The 24,256-nt window shown below is 35.8% G+C and carries 21 protein-coding genes; 17 read left to right on the forward strand and 4 right to left on the reverse strand.

The genetic code is table 11. The features are described 5' to 3' along the window. Positions 1-143 precede the first annotated feature (143 nt). Genes GXX20_08585 through GXX20_08605 form a run of 5 tightly spaced genes read left to right on the forward strand, consistent with a single transcriptional unit; the run spans position 144 to position 3,626 of the window. Entirely contained in the window at positions 144-509 is a 366-nt protein-coding gene (locus GXX20_08585) for a hypothetical protein (protein HHW31710.1), read from the forward strand. Between the two features lies 1 nt (position 510). Next, positions 511-696: a hypothetical protein gene (locus GXX20_08590; protein HHW31711.1), complete on the forward strand. Its 186-nt coding sequence runs from the start codon at positions 511-513 to the stop codon at positions 694-696. A gap of 52 nt (positions 697-748) precedes the next feature. Then, positions 749-1,585 (forward strand): hypothetical protein, encoded by an 837-nt coding sequence (locus GXX20_08595; GenBank protein HHW31712.1) that lies wholly within the window; start codon positions 749-751, stop codon positions 1,583-1,585. Beyond that, positions 1,570-2,046, forward strand: coding sequence for a peptidase S24 (locus GXX20_08600; GenBank protein HHW31713.1), 477 nt, complete (start codon positions 1,570-1,572; stop codon positions 2,044-2,046). The genes GXX20_08595 and GXX20_08600 overlap by 16 nt, the downstream gene beginning before the upstream one ends. Further along, positions 2,037-3,626, forward strand: coding sequence for an ABC transporter ATP-binding protein (locus tag GXX20_08605; GenBank protein HHW31714.1), 1,590 nt, complete (start codon positions 2,037-2,039; stop codon positions 3,624-3,626). The genes GXX20_08600 and GXX20_08605 overlap by 10 nt, the downstream gene beginning before the upstream one ends. Before the next feature lie 85 nt (positions 3,627-3,711). On the opposite strand, the gene GXX20_08610 is transcribed toward GXX20_08605, so the two are convergent. The 3 genes from GXX20_08610 to GXX20_08620 form a co-directional block, all read right to left on the reverse strand. After that, the gene (locus tag GXX20_08610; protein ID HHW31715.1) at positions 3,712-4,644 is read right to left on the reverse strand and encodes a ribokinase; all 933 of its coding nucleotides are present in this window, start codon (positions 4,642-4,644) and stop codon (positions 3,712-3,714) included. 80 nt (positions 4,645-4,724) lie between these two features. Next, positions 4,725-5,978 carry a response regulator gene (locus GXX20_08615; protein ID HHW31716.1) on the reverse strand — a complete coding sequence of 418 codons (1,254 nt, stop codon included), beginning with the start codon at positions 5,976-5,978 and terminating at the stop codon, positions 4,725-4,727. Positions 5,979-6,039: 61 nt separating this feature from the next. After that, positions 6,040-7,737 (reverse strand): histidine kinase, encoded by a 1,698-nt coding sequence (locus tag GXX20_08620; protein ID HHW31717.1) that lies wholly within the window; start codon positions 7,735-7,737, stop codon positions 6,040-6,042. Positions 7,738-8,250: 513 nt separating this feature from the next. Between GXX20_08620 and GXX20_08625 the strand changes: the two genes are divergently transcribed. The 12 genes from GXX20_08625 to GXX20_08680 all read left to right on the forward strand — a co-directional run bounded on the left by GXX20_08625 (position 8,251) and on the right by GXX20_08680 (position 22,454). After that, entirely contained in the window at positions 8,251-9,585 is a 1,335-nt protein-coding gene (locus GXX20_08625) for an extracellular solute-binding protein (GenBank protein ID HHW31718.1), read from the forward strand. A gap of 150 nt (positions 9,586-9,735) precedes the next feature. After that, entirely contained in the window at positions 9,736-10,650 is a 915-nt protein-coding gene (locus GXX20_08630; protein ID HHW31719.1) for a sugar ABC transporter permease, read from the forward strand. 314 nt (positions 10,651-10,964) lie between these two features. Continuing rightward, positions 10,965-11,522 carry a carbohydrate ABC transporter permease gene (locus GXX20_08635; protein ID HHW31720.1) on the forward strand — a complete coding sequence of 186 codons (558 nt, stop codon included), beginning with the start codon at positions 10,965-10,967 and terminating at the stop codon, positions 11,520-11,522. 33 nt (positions 11,523-11,555) lie between these two features. Then, on the forward strand, positions 11,556-12,491 hold the full coding sequence (locus GXX20_08640; GenBank protein HHW31721.1) for a nucleoside hydrolase: 936 nt from the start codon (positions 11,556-11,558) through the stop codon (positions 12,489-12,491). Continuing rightward, entirely contained in the window at positions 12,488-13,378 is an 891-nt protein-coding gene (locus tag GXX20_08645) for a nucleoside hydrolase (GenBank protein ID HHW31722.1), read from the forward strand. The genes GXX20_08640 and GXX20_08645 overlap by 4 nt, the downstream gene beginning before the upstream one ends. Positions 13,379-13,400: 22 nt before the next feature. Next, a complete protein-coding gene (locus GXX20_08650; GenBank protein ID HHW31723.1) occupies positions 13,401-14,687 on the forward strand; it encodes an aminotransferase class I/II-fold pyridoxal phosphate-dependent enzyme in 1,287 nt (428 codons plus the stop codon). 199 nt (positions 14,688-14,886) lie between these two features. Continuing rightward, positions 14,887-16,113 (forward strand): DUF401 family protein, encoded by a 1,227-nt coding sequence (locus tag GXX20_08655; GenBank protein ID HHW31724.1) that lies wholly within the window; start codon positions 14,887-14,889, stop codon positions 16,111-16,113. 89 nt (positions 16,114-16,202) lie between these two features. Beyond that, positions 16,203-17,210: a nucleoside hydrolase gene (locus GXX20_08660; protein HHW31725.1), complete on the forward strand. Its 1,008-nt coding sequence runs from the start codon at positions 16,203-16,205 to the stop codon at positions 17,208-17,210. Positions 17,211-17,302: 92 nt separating this feature from the next. After that, the gene (locus GXX20_08665; GenBank protein ID HHW31726.1) at positions 17,303-18,292 is read left to right on the forward strand and encodes a nucleoside hydrolase; all 990 of its coding nucleotides are present in this window, start codon (positions 17,303-17,305) and stop codon (positions 18,290-18,292) included. A 277-nt stretch (positions 18,293-18,569) separates the two neighbouring features. Beyond that, complete coding sequence (locus GXX20_08670) at positions 18,570-19,838, forward strand: hypothetical protein (GenBank protein ID HHW31727.1); 1,269 nt, start codon at positions 18,570-18,572, stop codon at positions 19,836-19,838. A 481-nt stretch (positions 19,839-20,319) separates the two neighbouring features. After that, a complete protein-coding gene (locus GXX20_08675; GenBank protein ID HHW31728.1) occupies positions 20,320-21,528 on the forward strand; it encodes an MFS transporter in 1,209 nt (402 codons plus the stop codon). Positions 21,529-21,572: 44 nt separating this feature from the next. Then, positions 21,573-22,454 (forward strand): TIM barrel protein, encoded by an 882-nt coding sequence (locus GXX20_08680; GenBank protein HHW31729.1) that lies wholly within the window; start codon positions 21,573-21,575, stop codon positions 22,452-22,454. Positions 22,455-22,464: 10 nt separating this feature from the next. Here GXX20_08680 and GXX20_08685 read toward each other — a convergent pair whose 3' ends face one another. Then, positions 22,465-24,255 (reverse strand): histidine kinase, encoded by a 1,791-nt coding sequence (locus GXX20_08685; GenBank protein ID HHW31730.1) that lies wholly within the window; start codon positions 24,253-24,255, stop codon positions 22,465-22,467. Position 24,256 lies beyond the last annotated feature (1 nt).

The following is a 24,256-nucleotide window of genomic DNA, read 5'->3' on the forward strand; positions in this document are numbered from 1 at the left end:
ACATTTAATTTTTGGTATAATAGTCACAGGCCTCGGCCTCCTTTTTGGAGTAATAGAGTTTTGTGGTGAAACTATTATACCCCAAGGAGTCCGGGGCTTTCAATTTTCATTTAACTTAACAGAACGAAATAGACAGCAGGGAGGTGATAGATGAACCGCAGGTCAGGCCAGATTACTCAAATACTGAAGTGATGTTTTGTGCAGGAGGTAAAAGCTCCTACTGGATTTCCTGGGATGGAAAAATGCTCCCTTGTGCTTTGATGAATTCACCATGCTCTTTTCCTTTCAGTTCATGCTTTAACAGTGCCTGGCAGGAAATCAAACACAAAATAGGAGAAATTGGCAGGCCTGATGAATGTAAAACATGTAAATACTTACCCTATTGCAATGTGTGTCCGGGAAGGCTTCAGGCAGAAACCGGATCATATGAAAAGGTAAGCATGCATATCTGCAAAATGACAAGAATGTCTATGAAAAAATTTTTTAACAAATATGAAAGGGGGGACTAAGATGACAAAGAAGATGTATGTAAAACCTGAGATTACAATGGTTGGACTCAGGATAGAAGAACGTCTTGCAAATTGCATAGGTCACACTTACCAGTTCTCTCCTAGTCCGGATGGTTGTAACAAATTAGTATTTCCAGAGGATTATCCTAGCACTTGCACCATAACATTACAACTTGTACCAAGCTAAAGCTGAGAATTGGTAAAGAGAATTTAAAGGATATAAGAAATGAGTGCTTCATATGTCAAAAATAGTTATTGGTAATATCCCAGTTAATTTGAGTGCAGAAAAAGCTCTGCAGAAATATTTGCTCTGGCTTGAGCCTTTTAAGCAGGCTCATACTTCTCCGGAAGTTGGCTTGCAATTTTTTTGCGCGGATGAGATAAGCATACATGGGAACAGGATATATTCTGAAGATGGACTGGAATGGCTGCAGGATGGTTCTGATTATGAAGTTGTAATTTATAGCAGAACTGACAATAAACCAATTGCTATAATGCGTGCAGACAGCAATTGGCGAAATATCTCAATTACAGGGACATATAAGGCCTTGCCGGGTGTATTTAGGACTATGAGTGAAATTGCATTTAGGACAACTATATTATTTTATCAGGGCATAGTACTTCATGCATCTGCAATTGATTACAATGGTAAAGGCCTTGTGTTCTCTGCTCCCTCAGGTACAGGAAAGAGTACTCATGCTAACTTGTGGGCATTACATAAAGGAGCGGAGATTCTAAATGAAGACCGTCCCGCAATCAGAATTACAGAGGGTCAGGTAAGAGTTTTCGGTTCCCCGTGGAGCGGTGCCTCAAATCATTTTTTAAATAAGAGTGCGCCTCTTATTGCCATATTTTTACTTGAGCAGAGCCTGGAAAATGAGGTTGTAGTGATTTCTCCACGGGAAGCTCTTCAAAGGTTGGCTGCAAGATGCTATTTGCCATATTTTGACAGAAGCTTGCTGGAAATGGCTCTGGATAATATCGGACTTACCATGGAGAAAGTGCCGGTGTATATGTTAAAGTGCAGACCGGATAAACAATCTGTGGAAAAGGTGATTTCATGGTTGAACTTGTAAATAAAACAAATTTTATCAAAATGTCTCTGCTTGTTCCTATTATTGAAATGCTTTTTAATGAAGGCTGTCAGATTAAGCTCGCAGTGTCAGGCAACAGCATGTATCCTTTTTTACGCCACGGCATTGATAGTGTAGTAATTGATAAAGATTTCCATAGGAAGATAAAAAAAGGAGATATTATACTTTTTAAAAGAGATAACGGTCAATATGTGCTTCACCGGGTGGTGAAAATTTCTGAAAAAGGAGAGCTGTATCTGGCAGGCGATGCCCAAAGATTAATCGAAGGACCAATAAATAGAGATCAGGTCACCGGGATAGTAACCATGATATACAGGGGAGATAAGGGAATTCCTTGCAACTCCTTATTATATAAATTATTATCAGCTATATGGCTTTGGGTTTTACCCTTTAGGCCATATATCATAGCATGGTACAGAAAGTGCAGGAAATTATGTTCTTAAAGCGGATAATAAAACAATTAAAAAAGTTAGAGAAACATTTTAAAGAAATAAAATGGCTGTATAGATATATAAGGCTGTTTTCAGGCAAGCTTTTCTTAATCATTATTTTGGGTGCTCTCCTTTCTTTATCAGGAGTATATTTTGCTTTGATTTCCAGAAAGCTGATGGATACAGCTACAGGAATCGAAGAAGGCAGTATACTGTTTAATGGCATACTTATGGGAATTATGCTGTTGCTTCAAACTCTGCTCCAGGCAGGGCTTTCTGTCCTTGAATCAAAAGTCTCCGAAGATATGAATAATTTTGTCAGAAGCGACATTTTATACTCTTTGATTAAAAGTAAGTGGCTGGAATTTTCCAAACTTCATTCGGAAGATATGGTAACCCGAATGACCAGCGATATATCTGTTATTACAAATGGCATCACAGGTATTGTCCCGAGCATTATATTCTTATTTATCAGGCTTGTTTCTGCATTTATTCTTCTATATTATTTTGATCCTGTACTTGCTTTACTGGGAATTTTGGTGGGACCGCTATTTCTGCTGTTAAGCAAACTGTTTACTCCCAAGCTCCGTAAATTGCATATAGAAACCCAGCAGGCAGAAAGCAATGTAAGAAAGACAATGAAGGAGATTTTGGGGAATATTCTTGTAGTTAAGGCTTTTAACAGGGAGAATAGTTCCAGGGAGCAGGTAAATAATCTTCAGAACATCCATTGCTCCTGGGTGGTGAAAAGGAGCTTGTTTGGTACAGGTGCATCTGTACTTATGTCAGTTGGGTTTGGAATGGGCTATTTATTAGCTCTTATATGGGGTGCCTGGAGGCTGTCAGAAGAAATGATTACTTTTGGCACACTTACAGCATTTTTACAGCTAATCGGGCAGATTCAGGGCCCTTTTTTGGGGCTTGCTCATTCTATACCAAAGGTGATCTCTACTTTAGCTTCTGCAGGAAGGCTTATGGAACTTGAAGAATTGCCGAAAGAATATGAAGAGGTGGATATAATTCAGGATTATACAATCCCGCAGAATAATTTGTGGGGTGTTAATATAAATAAGGTATCTTTCTGCTATGAAGAGAAGCAGGTTATTTTAGAAGATATTGATTTACGCATAGAACCGGGAGAAATTCTGGCCATTATGGGGCCCTCCGGTGAAGGAAAAACTACTCTTCTAAGGTTATTACTGGCACTGGTGGAGCCTGATTCAGGTAGTATTTCTCTTTATAGTAAAACAGGAGAAAAAATACCTGTTTCAAGATATACCAGAAAATTCTTTACGTATGTTCCGCAAGGCAATACTCTTTTTTCCGGTACGGTATTGGAAAATTTAAAAGTAGGCTGTGAGGATGCGACTTTAGAAGAAGTGCAACATGCCCTGAGGATGACATGCGCTTTTGAATTTGTAAATAAGCTGCCTAATAAGAAGAGACCGTTATTGGAGAAAATGGAGAAGGTTTATCTGAAGGGCAGCTGCAAAGGCTGGCTATTGCAAGGGCTCTCTTGCGGAAAGCCCCTATCCTTCTGCTTGATGAAGCTACCTCTGCCCTGGATGAAGAGACCGAGAAGCGGATTCTGACAGCCATTAAAAACGATTCTTTTAAACGGACTTGCATTTTTATCTCCCACAGGCCCTCCGTAAGGGATTATTGTGACAGATTTTATTATCTCGGACCGGAAAGGGCAAAAGCTGTGGGGGAGTAAGAGGCCCACTCTAGCTCTTTTTGGTCAACTTCATTTTTATAAGGGATAGAGTCTGCCGCGCCTTTTTTTCCAACTGCAAGAGATGCCGCGATACTGGCCCGTTTAAGGCATTCTTCTTTTGTAAGCCCTTCAAGAACTCCTGCCAGGAAATATCCTGTGAAGGTATCCCCTGCTGCAGTTGTATCTACTACAGGAACATCATATACACCATGTCTTAACATTACTTCAGAATCCAAGTATAAAACTCCATCAGGTCCTAATGTAAGGACTATGGTAGCATGGGGATATCGTGACAGTAATTCTTTGGCAATTTTCTCGGGTTCACTTTGGCGGGTGAGTTCTTTTCCCTCTATTTCATTTAGAATAAACCAGTTTATAGCAGAAAAATCACATTCCAACAAATCACCGGATATTGGTGAAGGATTGAGAGCTACACGTAATCCCATGTTTTTTGCTTTTTCTAATATATATTTAATATTTGATATTTCGTTCTGAAGTAATAGAATGTCACCATTTCCAAAATTAGACAAAATATCATTAATATCCTGGTGAGTTATTTCTTTATTTGCTCCTCCGTATAGAATAATGCAATTCTGACCAGTGGGATCAACCTGAATAATTGCATGACCGCTGGCTCCTTCCACAATCTTTATATTTGATGTATCTACATTATAGTATTCTAATTTTTCTTTTAAAAATAATCCTTCACGGCCTATCTTGCCTCCATGATAAACTTTTGCACCGGCTTTAGCCAGAGCAATACTTTGATTTAAACCTTTGCCACCGGCAAAAATTTGGTAGTTATTTGATGCCAATGTTTCACCAGGGCGCACAAAATGAGGTACTGAGTATACATAATCAATATTTAAAGACCCAAAATTTAAAATACGCATATTTTAATTCCTCCCTAAATCAAAATATCTAATTCTGCAGTATTCAATGGGTGTATTTCTGAAATACTATATAAGTGTATTTATTGGTTTGTTTTAAAAGCCATATTACGGTATTTATATGGAGTGACTCCTACTCTTTTTTTAAATACCATGCTAAAATAATGTGGATCACTGAAACCTACCTGCTCAGCCACCATATAAACCTTATTTTCGAGTATCTGTAACTTTTTCTTGGCTTGGTATAATCTATAATCTGTTATAAAAGTTGATAGATTTTTTCCGGTTTCTTTCTTGAATAATTCAGAGAGATAATTACTGTGTATGTATACTACAGATGCTATTTGTTCAATTTTAAATTGATACGAAGAATTCTGAATTATATATTGCAGTGCTTTTCTAACAATAGCACTGTATGAATTTTGACCCTTCAAAATTGATTCAATATAATTTGTTTTATCATAAGGCAATATAATATTATTATGGCGGTCATATTCTTTCAATTCTTTCAGCGCTTCCTGAAAGGCGGTATGAAGCTCTAAGAAAGAATAATGGATTGCACTTGTACCTGTCTTGATAGCATGATTGGTGGAAATATCTTTGACTTTTAAAATATTTTGTTCAATATTTATTTCATCATTTTTCCCCCAAATGAAAATAGCTACCTTTTTATTACTATGATCAATTAAATATAAGTCGATATCTTTTGATAAGGAATTTCTCAAATCGTTACTGAAGGAGGGATCATCGATTGTTCTCTCAGATTCATTATGAACAGAATCATCATCTTGAAATAATAAAACCCAAAAAGCTTTGTTATTGAGCTTCAGGGTATGAAAACATTCTTCATACTGTTCCGGGTTACTTGGATAAGCGCCTGATAAGACTGAAGCGAAGAAACCTGTTCGCAAATTTCGAAGATTTGTATCAATAAATCTTAAATCTCTTAACTGATTATATTTTTCTTGTGCTTCTTTTTCGGCATCATCCAGTATTTTATAGAGCTTACGTATATTAACAGGTTTTACTAAATAATCTTTGGCGCGAAGTTGCAGAGACTGCTGTGCGTAAGTGAAATTTTCGTAACCGGATACAATGATTACCTGAGGGTCAATCTTTTTTTCATTACTTAATATTCTAAGAAAATCAAGACCACTCATTCCCGGCAATCTTATATCAAGGAATAATATATCTGTTTCCAACAGCCCGGGATTTTCCAATGCTTCTTCAGCGCTGGCTGCAGTGAGGGGAGCAGGCCTGTCGGGATGATAATTGGTTACTATATGGGATAGACCACGGCGAATCTTTGGTTCATCATCGAGAATGAATGTTTTCATAACAACCTCCTATGATCGAACTAATACCCAATAAATAGTTATAGTACCCAATAAATAGTTATTACTTTTTATTATCAAAGAGAGGCAACAGAATGCGAATGCGTGCACCTTCCGGTACAGCATCCAGGAATTCTATTTTATAGCCACTACCATAAATCAGGTAAAAACGTTCAAGTACATTAGTTAGACCTATATTTTTCCGATTTTTTCCCCATAGGTTTCTGATTTCAGTTAATGCTTTTATCTCCTCTGAAAATCCAGGTCCGTTGTCGATAATCTCGATGATTGTATACTTGATGTCATTATATGCCTTTATAATTATCTGTCCGTTATTTTTTCTTTTTTCTATACCGTGTACAATGCTGTTCTCTACCAAAGGTTGAAGCAAAAAACGCGGAATCATCATATTATTAAGTGATGAATCAATATGGATTTTATATATTAATTTATCCTCGAAACGTACTTTACATATATCCAGGTAACATTCGATAGCATTCAATTCCTCTGATAATGCAACCATATCATTGGTGCCTGATATACTATATCTTAGCAGGCTGGCCAATTTACCCAGTGCGTCACTGATATCATATTGTTGCCGTTCAATAAGAGTCCAGTTAATTGAATCAAGGGTGTTTGAAATAAAGTGAGGAGAAAGTTGTCCCTGGAGGGCATTTAAACGTGCTACTGTAAGGAGGTTTTCTTTTCTGTAATTTTCTTTAAGTAATTCTTCATATGAATCAAGAGTTTGATTAAAAACCTGGCCAACAATAGCTAATTCATTTACAAAGTCTTCAGGTACTCTGGCAGTCAGGTTCCCCTCCTTTACACTTTTCATTGTTGATAGTAATGGGTCGAGCATATGAATAATCTTGTTTGTAATACTATATGATAAAAATATGCATATTAGGATAAGACATATAGCGCCAACCCATAATGTTTTCATGTTCCCGCGCAGGCTCCTGGTAAGGGAAATCTGAGGAATAAGGCTGACTACATACCAGTCGGTTGAAGCATTCTTTTTATATGTTAAAAGTATATTTTCATTTTCTATTTTTTTAATATCAAATCCTGAGTCACCGTTTATATTGGAAAATAAATCTGAATAGTATCTGTTATAAAGATTATTATTAGAAAGTATTACTTCTCTGTTTTTGTCCATTACAACCAGACTACTGTTTTCAAGAGATTCATATGGCCCTGTAATAGCTGATTCCAGAGCTTTTACCCGCAGAAAGATGCTTAAAAACCCGCAGGCATCTGTCTTAGCTGTGTTCATCAGCATAGCTGAGCATCGAATGTATTTTGCATTGCCGGTAGTATTCTCTGAGGATGAAGAAATTAAGGAATCCCTGCTTCCGAACCAGAGAGATGAACCTCGCTTGCTTCTTACTTCGCTTTCACAAACACTTCCCTGTATTCTGAGTAAATGGCTTGGTACGGGCATGGAAGCGGTTTTTGAGAATACTATTGCATTTGGAGTCTCCAGTAATATCATTTGTACTATATTACTGTTGGCAAATAATACATCTTCGATTTTTTGAGTTACCTGATTACGGCTGGCCAAATCAATTAACATATCTTTATATGTAAGGTTGAAAATAATTTCACGGTTTATTGCTATACTTAGTGCCATATTCTCAACAGTATCAGTTATCTGCTTGATATTAACATTTACCTGGTCTAATATGTCTTCGGCATTTTCTCTTGCATTATTAATAATATTGTTAGTGCCCCATAAGTATACTGTCGAAGCAACCAAAAAAGAGGGAACAATGCTAATGCAGCAAAAGTATATGAATAATGCTTGCTTTATTGAGAACCTTTTTTGAAATATAGATAAAAATTTAAAATTCCGAAGCAGGAACATAATATTTTATCTTCCTTCTGGCATCTTTAAAATGACTTTCAGCAAACTCGCTTCGCCCGGGGATTCAGTGGGGGTCTTGCAATCCCACACTGAACGAGGTTGTTATTATAATTTACATCAGTTCAGCTCCCGCTTATAGAAGCGAGAAACTTCTTGATGCCTGGTTAAATCTGAAAAACCGTGTGATCGTGTGATATTGACAAATCAATTGTAGCATATCGTGACACCTTTCTCAAATAACTCAGAAAGTTTCTTAAATTATTAAACTTTTTTTGAAAATTACTTACTACAAATCATTAATGCTTATAACGTACAATATAATTAAAATCATGCCTGTTAATAGAGGCAAAATACCAGCAAAAAGGAGGAATTTCAAATGTCATTTAAAAGAATTCTTGAGTCGTTATGATTGTTATAATGTGCATAGCTATGTTTGGCGGTTGTAGCAATCAGGCAAAAAAAGATACCACATCTTCTAGCGACAGTACAGAATCATCCAGCACTTCCGGCGATAAAAACACACCTAAAAGCGGTACTATAAACTGGCTCTGTCAGGACTATGGTGACGTTATGCAGAGGTTGTCTGAAGAATATAAGAAAACTGTCAACTCCAATGTAAATTTTAACATTGAAATCTATCCTAGAACAAAACTGATGGAAGTAATTGAAATCAAATTAGGAGCTGGGGAAAGTGATTTTGATTTGCTTTTTGTAGATCAGCCTCTTATTGCAGGTTATACTTGGAAGGATTATTTGTTACCACTTACTGATTTTTTTACAGAAGGACAAATGAATAATTTTGCTGATGCAGACCGTGCAGCTGGAATGGTGGACGGTGAATTTATGGCAGCACCTTTAATGTCCTCATCATGCGTGCTTTTAATAAACAAGACTCTTTTAGAACAGGCAGGAATGGTAATAGATCAGAAATATTATGATTTGAAAGAACGTATTACATGGGAGAAATTAAAGGATCTTGCTATAGAATTTCAGTCTAAGATGGATCGGGATCATACTAAAGGTTTATGGGGATATGCATTTGACCAGGCTGAAAATGTTTATCAGATCCTTGCTCTTGGTAACTCCCTTGGGGAAATTGGTATCGGACCTGACGGCGTAACTGTCGATGGATATTTAAATACTGATGGCTGGGTAAAAGCACTTACTTTCTATCAAAATTTATATACGGAATGGGGAGTTTCTCCAAATGGAGTTACAAATGATGAAGTCCGTGAACTTTTTGCATCAGGTAAAATTGCATTCTATAACACTAACAGTATAAGGGCAAAGAATTTTGGTTTTGACTGTTCTGTCATTTTACATCCCTATTTTGAGGGAGGAATAGCTGCTGTTCCAACAGGAAGTTGGCATCTTGGAATAAATAAGAATTCGAAGAATGTTGATTTGACAAAAGATTTTCTTGTATGGGCAACTGCTGATAAAGGAGCAGAATTCTGGATGCTCGCAAACAATCAGGTACCCGCACAGAAGAGTCTGCTTGAGGGAATAATCAATGGCAATTATCCTGCCTTTAACGAATGGCCTCTATATGCTACCAAAGTTGGTGTTATGCAGAACCTAAGCGGTGCTGCATTCCCGCGTCCTACTTCAGTTGGATTCCTTGAGTTCGATACGGCTATGACAGCCATGTTCCAGGATCTTAGAAGTGGTGCAGACGTAAAAACTGCTTTGGAAAATACTACAGCACAGTTAGAAAGCAGTTTCAAGCGTTATCGCTGATTCTAAGAAGAAAACTATTGATTTTGAGCTAGACACTTCTAAATAATTTTGAAATATTTTAAGTTCCTGGGGGAAGAAGAAATATCTTCTCCCAGGTAACAATATAAAATGTTATAACTAAACCTCTGTATATTTGGGAGGATAAACGTTATGTTAGCAATACCTGGTGCGAAATTTCTAGGTAAGAATCGCTCAATTTATACTAATTTTAATTGGAAACTAATAATACCTTATTTTTTCGTACTGCCTGCAATACTAATACTTGCCATTTTTAAGTTGTTTCCGGTTTTTATTAGTCTGTATGGAAGCCTTTTTAAAACCGGAGCCAAAAGTGTATCCATATTTGTAGGATTTCAGAACTATGTAGAATTATTTACTGATTCAATATTTTATATTTCCCTGAAAAATACAGTTGTTTTTAACCTTGTTACTACGCCGGTTCAGATTTTTTTCGCATTTCTGTTAGCACTGGTTTTTAATCAAAGATTGAAAGGAATTAAAATCTACAGGTCTATCTTTTATATGCCTGTTGCCACTTCCTTGGTAATGGCAACTATTGTATGGAGTATGATGATGAATCCATATCAAGGCATACTGAACAGCTTCCTTGGTATGTTTGGAATACCCAACCAGAAATTTCTTACAGATCCAAAGCAGGCGCTGTGGTGTGTGATGCTTATTGCCACATGGAAAGGTACTCCATATTGGATGATGTTCCTGCTGGCAGGTTTACAGGGTATATCCGACAGTGTTTTTGAAGCTGCCCTGATCGATGGCGCAAGTGGTTTAAAGCGGACTGTATATGTAACTATACCTTTATTAAAGAATACTTTTGGATTTGTATTCATATCCAATACCATAGCAAACTTACTTCTGTTTGTTCCAATGTATGTACAAACTAAAGGCGGACCAATGAATTCTACAAATGTATTAATGTATGAGGCCTATAAGTCGGCTTATAACTACAATAATATGGGCAGGTCATATGCAATTGTTGGTATATTATTGCTGCTAAGCATGGCTTTTGTTGCTATACAAAATAGATTTTTTGACATCACAGATTAAAAGGAGTGAAAAAATTGTTTACCTTATCCAGAAAACATAAAACAGCTATTGGTAATATACTCCGACATATATGCCTTATATTATTTGCTTTTATTTTCCTGATGCCTATTCTATGGTTTGTAACATCATCCTTCAAGACAAATGAAGAGGTCTTTGCAAACATAAATCCATTTTCACTGGCAAAGATGCTTTTCGGGAATTATACATTGACTTCATATATATCAATATTTGTGAAGTATTAATTTTACCGTCCGGTTTTTAATACAATTCTGGTTTCCGCCCTTACTATATTGTTTGGAATATTGTTCGCATCTATGGCCGGGTATGCATTTGCCAAAATGAAATTCTATGGTAGAAAATTAATGTTCCTTCTTGTAATATTTGCAATTATGGTGCCATTTGACGCAATTGCCATTCCACTTTACGCGATTATAAACAAATTGAAATGGATTAATACATATCAGGCTTTAATTGTTCCTACTCTAGCAAATGGTATGGTAATATTCATGTTTAAGCAGTTTTTCAAAGATGTTAGTGATTCTCTTATTGAGTCTGCAAGAATTGATGGCGCCAGTGAATTTGTAACCTTTTTTCGCATAGTATTTCCGATTTCAAAACCAACCATAATAAGCGGTGCTTTAATTCTATTTATGGCTCAGTGGAACGCTTTCATGTGGCCTTTGTTATGTGCCCGTTCACCACATCTTAGGATGATGCAGGTAGCACTTTCAGAATTTCAGACGGAATTTGGGACACAATGGTCAGAATTATTTGCAGGGATGACTATAGCCTTGATAATCCCCTGTATGATCCTTTTACCATTTCAAAAGTACTATATACGCGGTATAGCAACCTCTGGCATGAAAGAATAAATCTCCAAATACCTGATCAGGGAGGAAAATATAATGAAAAGAATACCTTTGATAATTGATACAGATCCCGGTCATGATGATGTTGTAGCTATCATACTGGCTTTATCCTCACCTAAGCTGGATGTGAAAGCCATAACAACAGTACAGGGAAATCAGACATTAGATAAGACAACACGTAATGCTCTTAGACTGAGAGATTTTATTAAAAGGGATTTTGTAATAGCGGCTGGTGCTGCACATCCAATGATAACTCCAATAGTTACAGCAAAAGGACATGGCATTACGGGACTTGATGGATCTACCATGCCTGAGCCTGTTTCAAAACCTTCAGATTTATCTGCAGTAGAAACCATAGCAAAAATTGTTGAAGAATCCGAGGAGCCTGTTACCATATGCATTTTAGGCCCCTGTATAAATATTGCAACATTTATTCTGGCATACCCTCACCTTCTGCACAAAGTTAAAAGGCTTAGCATAATGGGAGGAGGATTTTTCAGAGGAAACAGAAGCCCTGCCGCAGAAATGAATTTCTATGCTGATCCATTAAGTGCAGCCATTGTTTTCAAAAGCGGAATTCCTATAACACTGTTTGCCCTGGACATTACTCTTAAAACAGGTATGATGCCTGAAGATGTAGAGAGACTGGGTTCTCAGAAAGATCCGCTTTCCCAGGAGATTTACCGTTTAATGCTTTTTTATCAGAACACACACCGGAAGCTTGGCCGGGAAATGGTACCTGTTCACGATGCATTAACTGTTGCCTGGTTAATTAATCCTGATTTGTTTGAACTTCGTCCTGCATATGTGGAGATTGATTATCATGGACGATACACAAAAGGCTCAAGTATTGTAGATTTCCATGACCAGACGGGTAAGAAGCCCAATGTATTGTTTGCAATTGGCGCTAAGCGTGAGGAAATTATATCTATGATTTTAGATGGAATAAGAAAGATAGGTGAAACAATATGAAAAGGCCTGTAATAATAGATACTCCAGCAAATATTGGCGTATTTTTTGCTTTAGCTTATTCTTCAAAACAGTTTGATATCCGTTTTTTATCAGCATGCTCTTATGGTAATGCAATACAGTTGTGTTCAGCCAGAGATATGCTTGAAATGAATATTCCGGTCTATACCGGAGCGGTTAAGCCAATAATACGTGATGTAACCAGCCCCTGGAGAGGTCCGAAGGGTGACCGTGATTTTTCTGGATTGTTTTTTCAATCAGAATCAATGTATCCTCCTGAAAGCGGGTATGTCTGGGACGCAATAATGAATGAGGCTAAAAAACAAGAAGGAGCTCTCGAAATAATTACTTTAGGGAGCCTGACAAACATTGCTATTGCATTGTTAAAATATCCTGCTTTAGAGAAGCTTATTTCGAAGATAACAATAATGGGAGGCGCACGCTTTTGCGGCAATTGCCCTGATGCTCCTCAGTCTGAGTTCAATTTCTACTACGATCCGGAAGCTGCCCATATAGTTATAGATAGTGGTATTCCAATTCTTATTGCAGATATAAATACCTGTATAGGTGTTGAATGGAACTGGGAGGATATAAATCAACTCTTTGCAGCTGTTCCCAGGATCGAATATATGAAATCATATATTTTCCGTAAATATGGATATTGCTGTTCACTTAACGAGCTGGTGGCTGTAGCACTTGCAGACAGTTATTCTGAAGCTAAAACAATGAATTTGGTTGCCAATGTGGAAACAGATTCACAAATTGCCAGGGGAAAACTTGTACTTGAACATGATACTGTGGCAATGGGATTAGAACCTAATGCTACTTTATTTAGCTCACTGGATGAGGAAAGTTTAAAGAAAAGAATAATAAGTGTGCTTAATAATTAATTTTTCCGGGGATGATGTGAAAATGAAACTAAATAAAGAAGCACAGGAATTAAATGAAATCTTTCAGGAAAGTCCTGAAGTATATGAGATGCTTTCTGACTTTGGCAAACGTATTTATTTTTTAGAAAGTGGCGTACTTGCCCAGTCCTGGGAAGCAAGAGAAAAGGCATTCCGGTTTAATGCTACACTTGGAGAAGCCCAGTCAAACAGGGAAACAATCTATTCAAGAACTTTTCACGATGCTTTTTTGGGATTTGCTCCAAATGAAGTATATCCTTACGCACCGCCTGCCGGTCTGAAAGAGCTTCGTCAGCTATGGCTGGAAAAAATGCTTCGAGAAAATCCTTTGTTCGAATATATTAATATTTCACTACCAGTTGTTACAACCGGTGTTACCCATGGGCTTTCTCTGGCGGCAGACCTTTTTCTTAATCCGGGGGATAGGGTGGTGGTTCACGATAAACACTGGGAGAACTATGAATTAATTTTTGAAGTGCGAAATTCAGCAATCATTGAGACTTACCCAATGTTTGTAAATAATAGTTTTAATGTTTCCGGATTGGAGAACTGCATAAATGCATGCCAGTCAGACAAGGTCTTCGTTATATTAAACTTCCCCAATAATCCTACGGGATATACCCCTGCCATGAAAGAGGCAGAGGAAATAGCAGCCGCATTGGTACGCTGTGCCGAAGCGGGAAAGAAAATTGTTGCACTATGCGATGATACCTATTATGGATTATGGTATAATGATGAGGTTATTCATGAATCTATCTTTGGCCTTATAGCCGGGTCTCATCCTTCAATTTTAGCCATCAGGCTGGACGGGGCTACAAAGGAGCATTTTGCCGGTGGATTCAGGGTGGGATTTATAACTTTCGGAGGAAAATCTGGAGAAGTGCTTACAGCATTGGAAAAGAAGGCTATAGGGACCATCCGGGCAAGCATATCCAGTAGTTCCCGTACATCACAGGCAATTTTGTTTAAGATACTCAGTGACAGTAAATATACCCAGGAGTTAATGGAAGGCAGGCAGTTGCTTTGTGAGAGAGGGAAGGAGGTTATGGAGCTTATTAAGAAAGGAAGCAGTAAAAACCTCTGGAATGCTTATCCGTTTAATTCGGGATATTTTGTATGTATTAAGGTATCGAAAAATGCAAGAAGAGTCCGTGACTATTTGCTTTCGCAATATGGAATAGGAGTAATAGCAATTTCTGATGAGGATATCAGGATTTCAGTCCCCTGTATTGAAATAAATGAAATCAGAGAGTTATTCAGCATATTGGATGAAGCCATAGAAAGTGCTTAGTATAATGTAGAAAATACATAGTACAATGTGGAAAATGCATAGAACTACGTGTAGGATTCATAGAACAAACACTTGCAGCATGAAGTAAAAACTCGCAACATAAAATTAATACTTGCAACATAAAACCAATACTTGCAACATTAAACCAATACTCGCATATGTTTATACTTGCATATGATTAGCAGAGGGGGTAGTAAATTTGTGGCAATTTGTAGCTGTTATAGTTACATTTCTGATGCTTCCGGTGCTTACTAAAAAATTTAAACTGAACCTGACTTTATCTTTGATAATATGTAGCCTTGGGATTCACCTGCTAGTTTTTCGTTCATTGAAAGTTCTATATACCGTTATACTCAATACACTTTCTTTTACAACAATCAACGTGGTATTAACTATTTTTTTAATCAGCATCCTTAGCAATTTAATGAAGCATTATGGTTTATTGGATGATATAGTTACTTCGCTTAAGAGCCTTTTTAAAAGCCGAAGACTGCTAATTGGAGCAATTCCTTTGGTTATAGGCATGCTCTCAGTTCCAGGGGGTGCATATCTGTCTGCACCATTTGTGGATGATTTAGGTAAAGATATGAATATTGCACCGGAAAAGCGGGCAGTAATTAATCTGACTTTCCGTCATATAGCAATGCTGATAAATCCTTTTTCTACACCCCTGCTTTATATTGCTGCAAGTGTACCGGATTTAAGCATCTATAAACTTATTTTGCTTAATATTCCTCTTGCGCTGGTAATTATGGCAGGATCAGTAAAATTATATATGCCTGGTCCAAGATCTTTCACAGATGATAAACCCAATGAATATTCAAAAAGAGAAAACATAAGAAGGTTATTATTAGGGATTTCTCCGATAGTTATTGCCATATTGTTTAACGGAATACTTAGAATCCCTATGTCAGCAGCAATAGCAATTAGTATATTATGGGTCTGGATTATCTGCCCTAAAAAAGACTTTATTGATGCTATCAGGAAAGGTTTAAATTTTGATTTGCCTGTAATGATACTGGTGGTTTTCTTTATTCAGAATACCATTTTACAGATGACCGATATAATGGATACTTTCAAGATTATGTTTGAAAGCCCTTCTACAATAGTAATTTTGTTAGCATTATTGTTGGGTTGTTTCTTTATTGGAACTGTTACAGGGTTAAACCTGGCGGTACTTGGTGTATTCATTCCTATTATACTTTCACTGCCACTGACGACCTCAGAGCTTTGGTTGTTTGTTTTCTTCCTGAATATTTGGTCATTTTTAGGTTATTATTACTCTCCGCTTCATTTGTGCCAGATACTTACAATAAAATACATAGATGTGCCAACCTTAAGTGTATATAAACAACATATAAAGCTATTTCCATGGCTTGCGGCAGTTTCCTTCATACTTTATTATCTTTACAGCTTATTGTTATAACAGTTTGATCATATAGGTTGAATATATTTATCATTTGTTTACTATTTATCTACTTTGCTTATTTTCTTTTTGTTTTGGGAGGGTTCTATATGTCAGTTAAGAAAAAAGTTATTCTGGATGTAGATACCGGTAGTGATGATGCAGTTGCCATAATGTCTGCAGTACTTTGTGAAGAACTTGAAGTCTTAGGTATTATTGCCACTTTTGGTAATCAGCCCTTGAAATATACTTTACCCAATACCCTCAGAGTTGTAGAATTTCTAAAATGTAATGTTCCGGTTTACAGGGGTTTTGGAGTCCCCATTGCAAAGGATCTCACGCCCAGCAGGAATAAGAATGTAAATACAGATTATACTGTTCTGGAAAGGGTTGTTAATGGAAAAGTATTAGCAATACATGAAAAAGAACTGCCTCTGCCCGGACCAACGATAGCGGAGCAACCGGAGCATGCTGTTACCTGGTTACTTAGGACTCTAAAAGAAACAAAGGAAAAAATTACACTTATTCCTGTTGGGCCTATGACAAATGTTGCCACTGTCCTGCGTATGGATCCTTCGGCTGCAGAAAACATTGAGGAGATTGTTGCTATGGGGGGAGGAGTATATGTCCATAATATAACACCCTGTGCTGAAATTAACTTCTACAATGACCCTGAAGCTGCAAAGATAGTTTTAAATTCGGGTGTTCCCGTAACTTTGGTTACTTTGGATGCAACTCATAGCTCCTGGTTTGGCTATGAGGAGGCAGACCAAATTGCGGCCGTAGGGACTCCTGCGGCAGAATTTGCAGCAAATCTCTTACGTCACCGTATTTCATCTGCAAATAGGCTTGGAATCCGCAAAGAACAGAAAAGCGCCTTACATGATGTATTGGCTGTATGCAGTGTAATTGATAAATCAATTCTAACTGATCTGAGACATGAAAAATGTGATGTTGACATTGGGGGAAATTATGCGGATGGCGCTTTGATAGTTGACCGCCGTCCTGTGGCCAGGCTTGATTTACCTACATATATTGCTTATAAGGCTGATAAAGATAAACTGTTATCTATGCTTTGCAGGCACCTTTCCAATATGAAAGCCCAGGAGGATATATGAAAGCCTAGAAGGTTAATATGAAACCCAGAAGGATATATGAAATTCCAGAAGGTAATATGAAACTCAGGAGGAAAACTAAGGGGAAATGTAAAATGAAGAAGCGTAAAGTAATTCTGGATGTTGATACAGGCAGTGACGACGCAGTTGCAATAATGTCGGCATTATTATGCGAGGAACTGGAGGTTTTGGGGATTACCACAGTTCATGGAAATCTTCCATTACAGTATACTCTTGAAAATACTCTTCGAGTTGTAGAATTCTTAAAGTCAAATGTACCTGTTTTTGCCGGATGCCCTTATCCCTTAGTCCAAGATCTTATTCCGGGACGCTTGTATAATACGGATGAGATAAAAAAAGAATGTATAATTGATGGAAAGGTTGTGGCGGTTCATGAAAAGGAACTGCCGCTGCCTAAGGCAACTATAAAACCGCAAAAAGAGCATGCCTGTTCCTGGATTCTACGTACTCTAAAGGAAAGTAAAGAAAATATTACTCTGATTCCGGTGGGAGCTATGACTAATATTGCGACGGTGCTGCGCATGGACCCGTCAGTGTCGGAGCGTATTGAGGAGATTATCTGTATGGGTGGGGGTGTAAATGTACATAACAGGTCTTTCCGCTCGGAAACCAATTTTTTCAACGATCCTGAGGCAGCAAAGATTATGCTAGATTCGGGAATTAAGACGGTTATAGTGACCCTTGATGCAACTCATAGCTCATGGTTCGGTTATGAAGAGGTTGAAAAATTACGTGAAATTAATAATCCAGCTGCTAATTTTGCGGCAGACATGCTTTATCACCGTATTTATGCGGCAAATCTTACAGGGGCGCGCAAAGAACCAAAAAGTGCATTGCATGATGTGCTGGCTGTGTGTGCTGCAATTGATATAAGTATATTAACGGATTTGCGACATGAAACCTGTGATATCGATATAGCGGGGGGAGTATCAACAGGAGCTTTAATGGTATCATCACGGTATAAGTACAGCAAACCCGAAAAACCTACCTGGGTAGCTTATGGCGCCGATGGAGAAAAGCTGTTTTCTATGTTGTGCTCGCATTTGAAGAGATTTAAAGGATAGGGAGGTTTAAGGACTTTAAAGGACTTTTAAGGACATAAGGTATTTAGAGGATATAAGGTATTTAGGGCTTGGCTTTGCTTAACTTGGTTTTCTTTTATAGTGCCAGGTCCTTTTTATTTTTGTCTTTATATAAAATTAAGATTTTTTTTGAATTCATGAACTGTTACTTTTAGATTTATAAGCCGATATATTTTATAGAAAAAAGCTAAGGTTGATTATCCCTAATATAGTCATATCTTTGAAAGGAACCGTTAGTGAGATGGAGAATAAAACTCTGTTGAATGAACTTAGTGATTTAACAGTTAAAATAAGCAATGATGTCGGTAAAGAATTCTTGCTTTCTGGCGAACAATTATTTTCTAATGTAAGAGATAGATTCTTAGAATTCAGCAGAGAAACAATGTACACCATCAGACAGTTTGAAGAAAGCGTGCGGGAATCTGTTAATGCCTTGCAGATAGTGTCAGCTGAGGTGGAGAAATTCAAGAATAATGTTAATGAAATAATCAGAAATATTGGAAACAGAAATTTAGAAAGTAGGGATGTAGAAAGCAGGGAAATAGAAAACAGTTATTTTAAAAGCGGAGATGTAGAATACGGAAAAGTAAATAACAGGGATATAGGCAAGGATCTATTTGGAAACAAAGATTTAGTAGGGAACAAGAATTTAGCAGGAAACAGGGATTTAGTAGGAAACAGGGATTTGGAAAACAAAAATGCTGAAAACAGGAATGCAGGAGACACGAAAGCAGAAGACTGGAATTCAGGAAACAGGAATTTAGAAATCAGAAATACAGGAAACAGGAATATAGAAGCTGCAAGTATAAAAAACATTAACATTGAAAAAAGAAACATTGATAATAGAATTGATAATAGAACTATTGAAAATAGTGATGCCATATTAATTTATAATTCTGGAACCATTTCTGAGGATACCGGCCTTGATATTGTTGATTTGATGAGCGGATTAATGAAAAAAGCTGAATTTCTTGATAAAAAAGCCACGGATTTGGAAAGCAATTCAAAAGAGCTATGGAACAAAGCAAATAAGTTCATGGAAGTGTTTATAAGGCAGAAAAACCAGTTTTATACCGTAGTTAATAATATGAATAAAAAACTTCCGGATGTGGCAAAGGAAGTTAATAAGATGAATGAACAGCTAAATAGAATATATAAAAATTCATTTTCTATTTTGGAAAGCCTTGAGAATAACGACAGAATAATAAAAAATATTAAAACACTGCTAAATGATTCAGTTGAGAAAATGACTCTTTTCCTTCCTCAGAATATAAAATATCGGAAAAACCTATCTTATAAAACTGAAGCAGAAAGTGAAGAATATTTCAATATAGCTGATAGTAAAATTACCGATATAAAAGATTTAAGCATGCTTAATTTGAAAGACTTAAGTACGATAAAAATGAAAAATTACACAGAAGAGTTTTCAAATCAAGAAAAGAAAGTACGTAAGAAGCTTATATTATTGTATATAATTTATATTCTGGCATTTGCTATTCTTTGTGTTCTTTTGTTGAACAAGTCATGAATTGATGATTGCCTAAAATAAATATGCTTATAACAAAGTATAAACTAATAATATGTGCTTATTACATATCTATATGCATTAAAAATGTTGGTTATTTTTCAAATGAGCAGAATGAAGTGTATATAGTATTAATAAGAAATGATTCAGATTTGAAAAAAGTACTTGAATGGCTTTCGGTAGAAACGGAAAAATCTGATTTACATGGAAGATTTTGAGTATCCATCTGCCTGTGCATTTACAAATCCAAATGGTGTTATAAAAATATTCTATCAATAAATTCATATAAATAACAAAAAACTACATGAATTCTTAATGATTACTATATGCAATTATTATAATCATTATTAAAATAGGTAAAATTATGCATTTTAGTTGATAAAGTACATTGAGTTTATTTCTAAACATGTCAAAATGTTTATAGAGATGAATTAATGCACAATGGAAATTATTCTATTTCGTTAGTAAAGATCGGGAGAAACATATGAAAAATATTAAAGAAGTTAATCTACGAATTGCAATTTTACAGGGCACATATAATTCTATGACCTGTGTAAGTATTGTATATTTTGTACAAGCTTTTCAAAGGTTTGGGATCGATAAGTTAACAATAGGGATTATAATGATGCTTTCAAATATTGTCGCAGCTGTTATGCAGCCATTTTGGGGGTATTTATGTGATAAAATTGGGAATCCAAGAAAAATTATCATTTCATGCTGCATTGTTGGTGGCATTTTGTATTTTGGTCTTATTTATTCCGGAGGCAATATTATTATTATTACTCTTGCAGCCATGGGTGTGTTTGCCACTTATCATCCAATGATGCATTTGCTAGACTCTTGGGTTACAAAGCTTATAGTAGAAGGATATAAAATTAATTATGGAGCTACTAGAAGCGGTGGCTCAGTATCATATGCACTAACAGCAGCAATTTTTGGAGTGGCTGTAACAAGATTTGGAATGTTTATAGCACCTTATGTTTTTACTGGATTATGTCTGATATTCTGTATAGTTGCAATAAAAGTTCCAAATCCTATTACTCATGTACAAAATAAGGGAAAAATATCTCCATCTTCTAGTATTAGTTATCTAGTAAAAAATAATGCTTACATTATCTTTATGGTTGCCTATTTTCTTACTACTCTAACACATTCGTCCAATAATACTTTCTATTCTGTTCTTGTTTTTGAAATGGGAGGTAACGAGACTCATGTTGGCATAGGTTTGTTTATTTCAGCAATTGTAGAGATACCTGGATTAGTTTTTTATAATAGTTTTCGCAAGAAAACAGGTATGAAAACAAATAATGTATTGGCAACAGCAATGTTCTTTTATTTCTTGAAGTGTCTTATGATGGCGTTATCACCAAATATTGGTTTTATTATGATAGCAAATACCTTACAGGCTGTTTCTTTTGCGATTTTCATGCCTGCTATGATAGAGTATCTTATTGAAAATGTTGACAAGACGTTTTTATCTACTGCACAAATGTTTCTTATTGCCATAGGAGTAAGTATGGGTTCTATTCTGAGCAATCCAATTAGTGGGGCCTTGGCAGAAAATATAGGTACTAAAACTATGCTTAAAATAATGTCTCTTTTTTCTCTGTTTGGAATGGTGCTAATGATATTAAGCCCGGTTATAATACGAAAGTCAACACAACATAAAGATAATAGGCAGTTGTATATATAAGTTGGTAATAAAAAATAAATACTATTCATAGAGGGGGATTAACAATGAAAGTAGAAATTGCAACATGTCCATGTTCGTGGGGAGTCTTCTGGCCTGACGGTTCTCCATCCGGTGTTCCATACAATGTTTTCCTTGATCAAGCAGCAGAAGCCGGATATATAGGCATTGAGCTTGGCCCGGTAGGTTATTTGCCTACTGACCCAAAGATACTGAAATATGAACTGTCAAGTAGAGGGCTTATAGCACGAGCAGGAACTGCGTGTTATAAAATTGATGAGATGAGAAGTTTTGAAGATGTTAGGGATGCAGCTATTGATCTGTGCGCGAGGCTTAAAGCCTTTGATGTTAAGTACCTTGTAATGATGGATGAGTCTCCATTAGGAAGAGATCCTCAGCGAAAAAAAGAAGCTGATCCTGAAAGAATACTAAAGAACTATAATATAATTGGCGAATATGTTAAGTTTGCCAAAGATAATTATGATGTAACAGTTGTATATCATCCACATGCCCGTTCTATTGTAGAAACAGAAGAAGAAATCTTAAAATTAATGGATATTACAGGATGTATGCTTTGTTTTGATACTGGACATCACCAGCTCGTAAATGGAAAGCCGGAAAAAGGCGACCGCTGTGCAATTGACTTTTTCTTAAAATACCACGAAAGAATTCCGTTTTTACATTTTAAAAATGTAAATGGGGAAGCCATGAAGGAAAGACTTGTTAATCCGGCATCAAAGATTCAAGCTTTTTGCCCGCTGGAGGAAGGTATTATAGATTTTGTGGATTTTAAAAAGGCTCTTGAAAGTGTGAATTTTAATGGCATTGGTGTAGTTGAACAAGATATGGCTCATGCTCCTGCTGAAGAAAGCCTAAAGTTGTCTAAGAAAAATAGAGAGTTTTTAATGAGAGTGGGTATAGTTAAATAGTTTATAGTATTTATGATAATTTCTCATTTTTGCCTTTATCAATTGGAAGGTTGATAAGTACTTCGGTTCCGACGTTAGGCGTACTCTTAATATGGATACAATATTGATAGCCATATAAAAGTTGTAGCCGCTTACTTATATTGTTTAGGGCTATATGTGTATGCTTAGCGTCGGTACTTCTATTCTGTTTTCTGTAAGATGAAATTTCTTTAATGTTTTCTACCAAGAAACCTATCCCGTTATCTACCACTTTTATGTAAACCTCATCTATTTCTTCCCAAATCATAATTGAAACTTGTCCTTCATCTCTCTTTTTCTCCAGACCATGTATTATACTATTTTCAACAATTGGTTGTATAATTAAGGGGGGAATATAATATTGTAGGATTTCATCGCTTTCTATTGATATTTGATAGTTTAAACGATTTCCGAAGCGTATTTTTTGCAGTTTAAGATAAAAGGAAACATACTCTAGTTCTTCTTTGATAAGTATTTTATTTCTGCCGCTAAAATTATTTGATGCAAAGATCAGCATTTGAAGATTATCTATAATGTTTTTCAATCCTAAATATTTCTTTTTATCAATCATGGAACTAATTGCTTTTAATACATCACATATAAAATCCCAGTCTAGTTGATTTTGAAGAAGAGAGATTTGTGATTCATTATTTTTTAATCTTTTTTCATAAACTTCATATATAAGAAGTTCAAGTTTGTCAGCCATTTTATTATAGGCTATTGATAGTTCGTTGAATTCATTATAATGCTTTGGTGGCATGCGTACAGAAAAATTACTTTTTGTACATTGGTTTAGACTAAAAATTAAATTGCTTAGTGGAATAGTTATTATTTTAGAAAAGAATATTCCAATAAAAACACCTAAAAAACATATAACTATAATAAAACTGTAAAATAGAGCAATTGTGCGGTTATAATTATGAAAGATTATATTCTTGCTAGCTACAAGTGTAACTGACAAATTCATTTTAGGTATTTGCTCTGTTATGATAATATAGTTTTCATCAATTGGCTGATAATCTTGTAAATTTAATAAAAACTTGCCATCAAATACATAATTCGAATTAGATTCCATAGGTGCATTACTGAAAAAAAATGATTTATTTGTTGAGTCATAAAGATAAAGATGATAGTTATTGAATTCTTGTGAATTATTTGAAAAGTTTAGTAGTGCATGGGGATTCATTTTTATAATTATCTTTCCATGTTTTTTAAAATCACTTATATTAACTAGATCGTGAATAAAGTACAGGTATTTGCTATTATTAGGAGATACGATATGATAAACGTCTTTTGAGTCTTTATACTGAGAGTAAATATTTTTATAATCATCGCTAATAGGTGAATAATTATCATATCCTAAGACAGATACGTATTCGTCCTCATTAACAAATACAAAGGCTCCATTAATAAAGTGATTCTCAAAGGAGACGTTTTTATTAACGTTATTCAAAATAAAATTCCTCGTAGAAGTCAAATCCTCAGATGTAATAAGACCTCCAGAACTAAGTTTTTCTATGACTTCATTTGATGAATGCAGAACATATATAATATTAAAAGCATCTTCAAAGCGTCCTTTGATGTGTTCTGAATAATTGGCCATATAAAAAACTGCATTCTCATATAAACTTGCTTCAAAATGTTTTCGAAATAAAAATTTAAAGAAGATAAAAGAAGTAAAGATAGGAATAATAATAGATAAAATAATAAGAATACATAATGCAGTACGTATAGATATTTGATAATTTTTATTTAAGGATATTTTCTTTGCTGCATTGAACATG

This window comes from Clostridiaceae bacterium, assembly GCA_012840395.1.
Taxonomy (GTDB): Bacteria; Bacillota; Clostridia; order Acetivibrionales; family DULL01; genus DULL01.

Coding starts and splice junctions, on each gene's coding strand:
- GXX20_08590 (HHW31711.1), top strand. CDS start 511: ATGACAAAGAAGATGTATGTAAAACCTGAGATTACAATGGTTGGACTC.
- GXX20_08595 (HHW31712.1), top strand. CDS start 749: ATGTCAAAAATAGTTATTGGTAATATCCCAGTTAATTTGAGTGCAGAA.
- GXX20_08600 (HHW31713.1), top strand. CDS start 1,570: ATGGTTGAACTTGTAAATAAAACAAATTTTATCAAAATGTCTCTGCTT.
- GXX20_08605 (HHW31714.1), top strand. CDS start 2,037: ATGTTCTTAAAGCGGATAATAAAACAATTAAAAAAGTTAGAGAAACAT.
- GXX20_08610 (HHW31715.1), bottom strand. CDS start 4,644: ATGCGTATTTTAAATTTTGGGTCTTTAAATATTGATTATGTATACTCA.
- GXX20_08615 (HHW31716.1), bottom strand. CDS start 5,978: ATGAAAACATTCATTCTCGATGATGAACCAAAGATTCGCCGTGGTCTA.
- GXX20_08625 (HHW31718.1), top strand. CDS start 8,251: ATGATTGTTATAATGTGCATAGCTATGTTTGGCGGTTGTAGCAATCAG.
- GXX20_08630 (HHW31719.1), top strand. CDS start 9,736: ATGTTAGCAATACCTGGTGCGAAATTTCTAGGTAAGAATCGCTCAATT.
- GXX20_08635 (HHW31720.1), top strand. CDS start 10,965: ATGGCCGGGTATGCATTTGCCAAAATGAAATTCTATGGTAGAAAATTA.
- GXX20_08640 (HHW31721.1), top strand. CDS start 11,556: ATGAAAAGAATACCTTTGATAATTGATACAGATCCCGGTCATGATGAT.
- GXX20_08645 (HHW31722.1), top strand. CDS start 12,488: ATGAAAAGGCCTGTAATAATAGATACTCCAGCAAATATTGGCGTATTT.
- GXX20_08650 (HHW31723.1), top strand. CDS start 13,401: ATGAAACTAAATAAAGAAGCACAGGAATTAAATGAAATCTTTCAGGAA.
- GXX20_08660 (HHW31725.1), top strand. CDS start 16,203: ATGTCAGTTAAGAAAAAAGTTATTCTGGATGTAGATACCGGTAGTGAT.
- GXX20_08665 (HHW31726.1), top strand. CDS start 17,303: ATGAAGAAGCGTAAAGTAATTCTGGATGTTGATACAGGCAGTGACGAC.
- GXX20_08675 (HHW31728.1), top strand. CDS start 20,320: ATGAAAAATATTAAAGAAGTTAATCTACGAATTGCAATTTTACAGGGC.
- GXX20_08680 (HHW31729.1), top strand. CDS start 21,573: ATGAAAGTAGAAATTGCAACATGTCCATGTTCGTGGGGAGTCTTCTGG.
- GXX20_08685 (HHW31730.1), bottom strand. CDS start 24,255: ATGTTCAATGCAGCAAAGAAAATATCCTTAAATAAAAATTATCAAATA.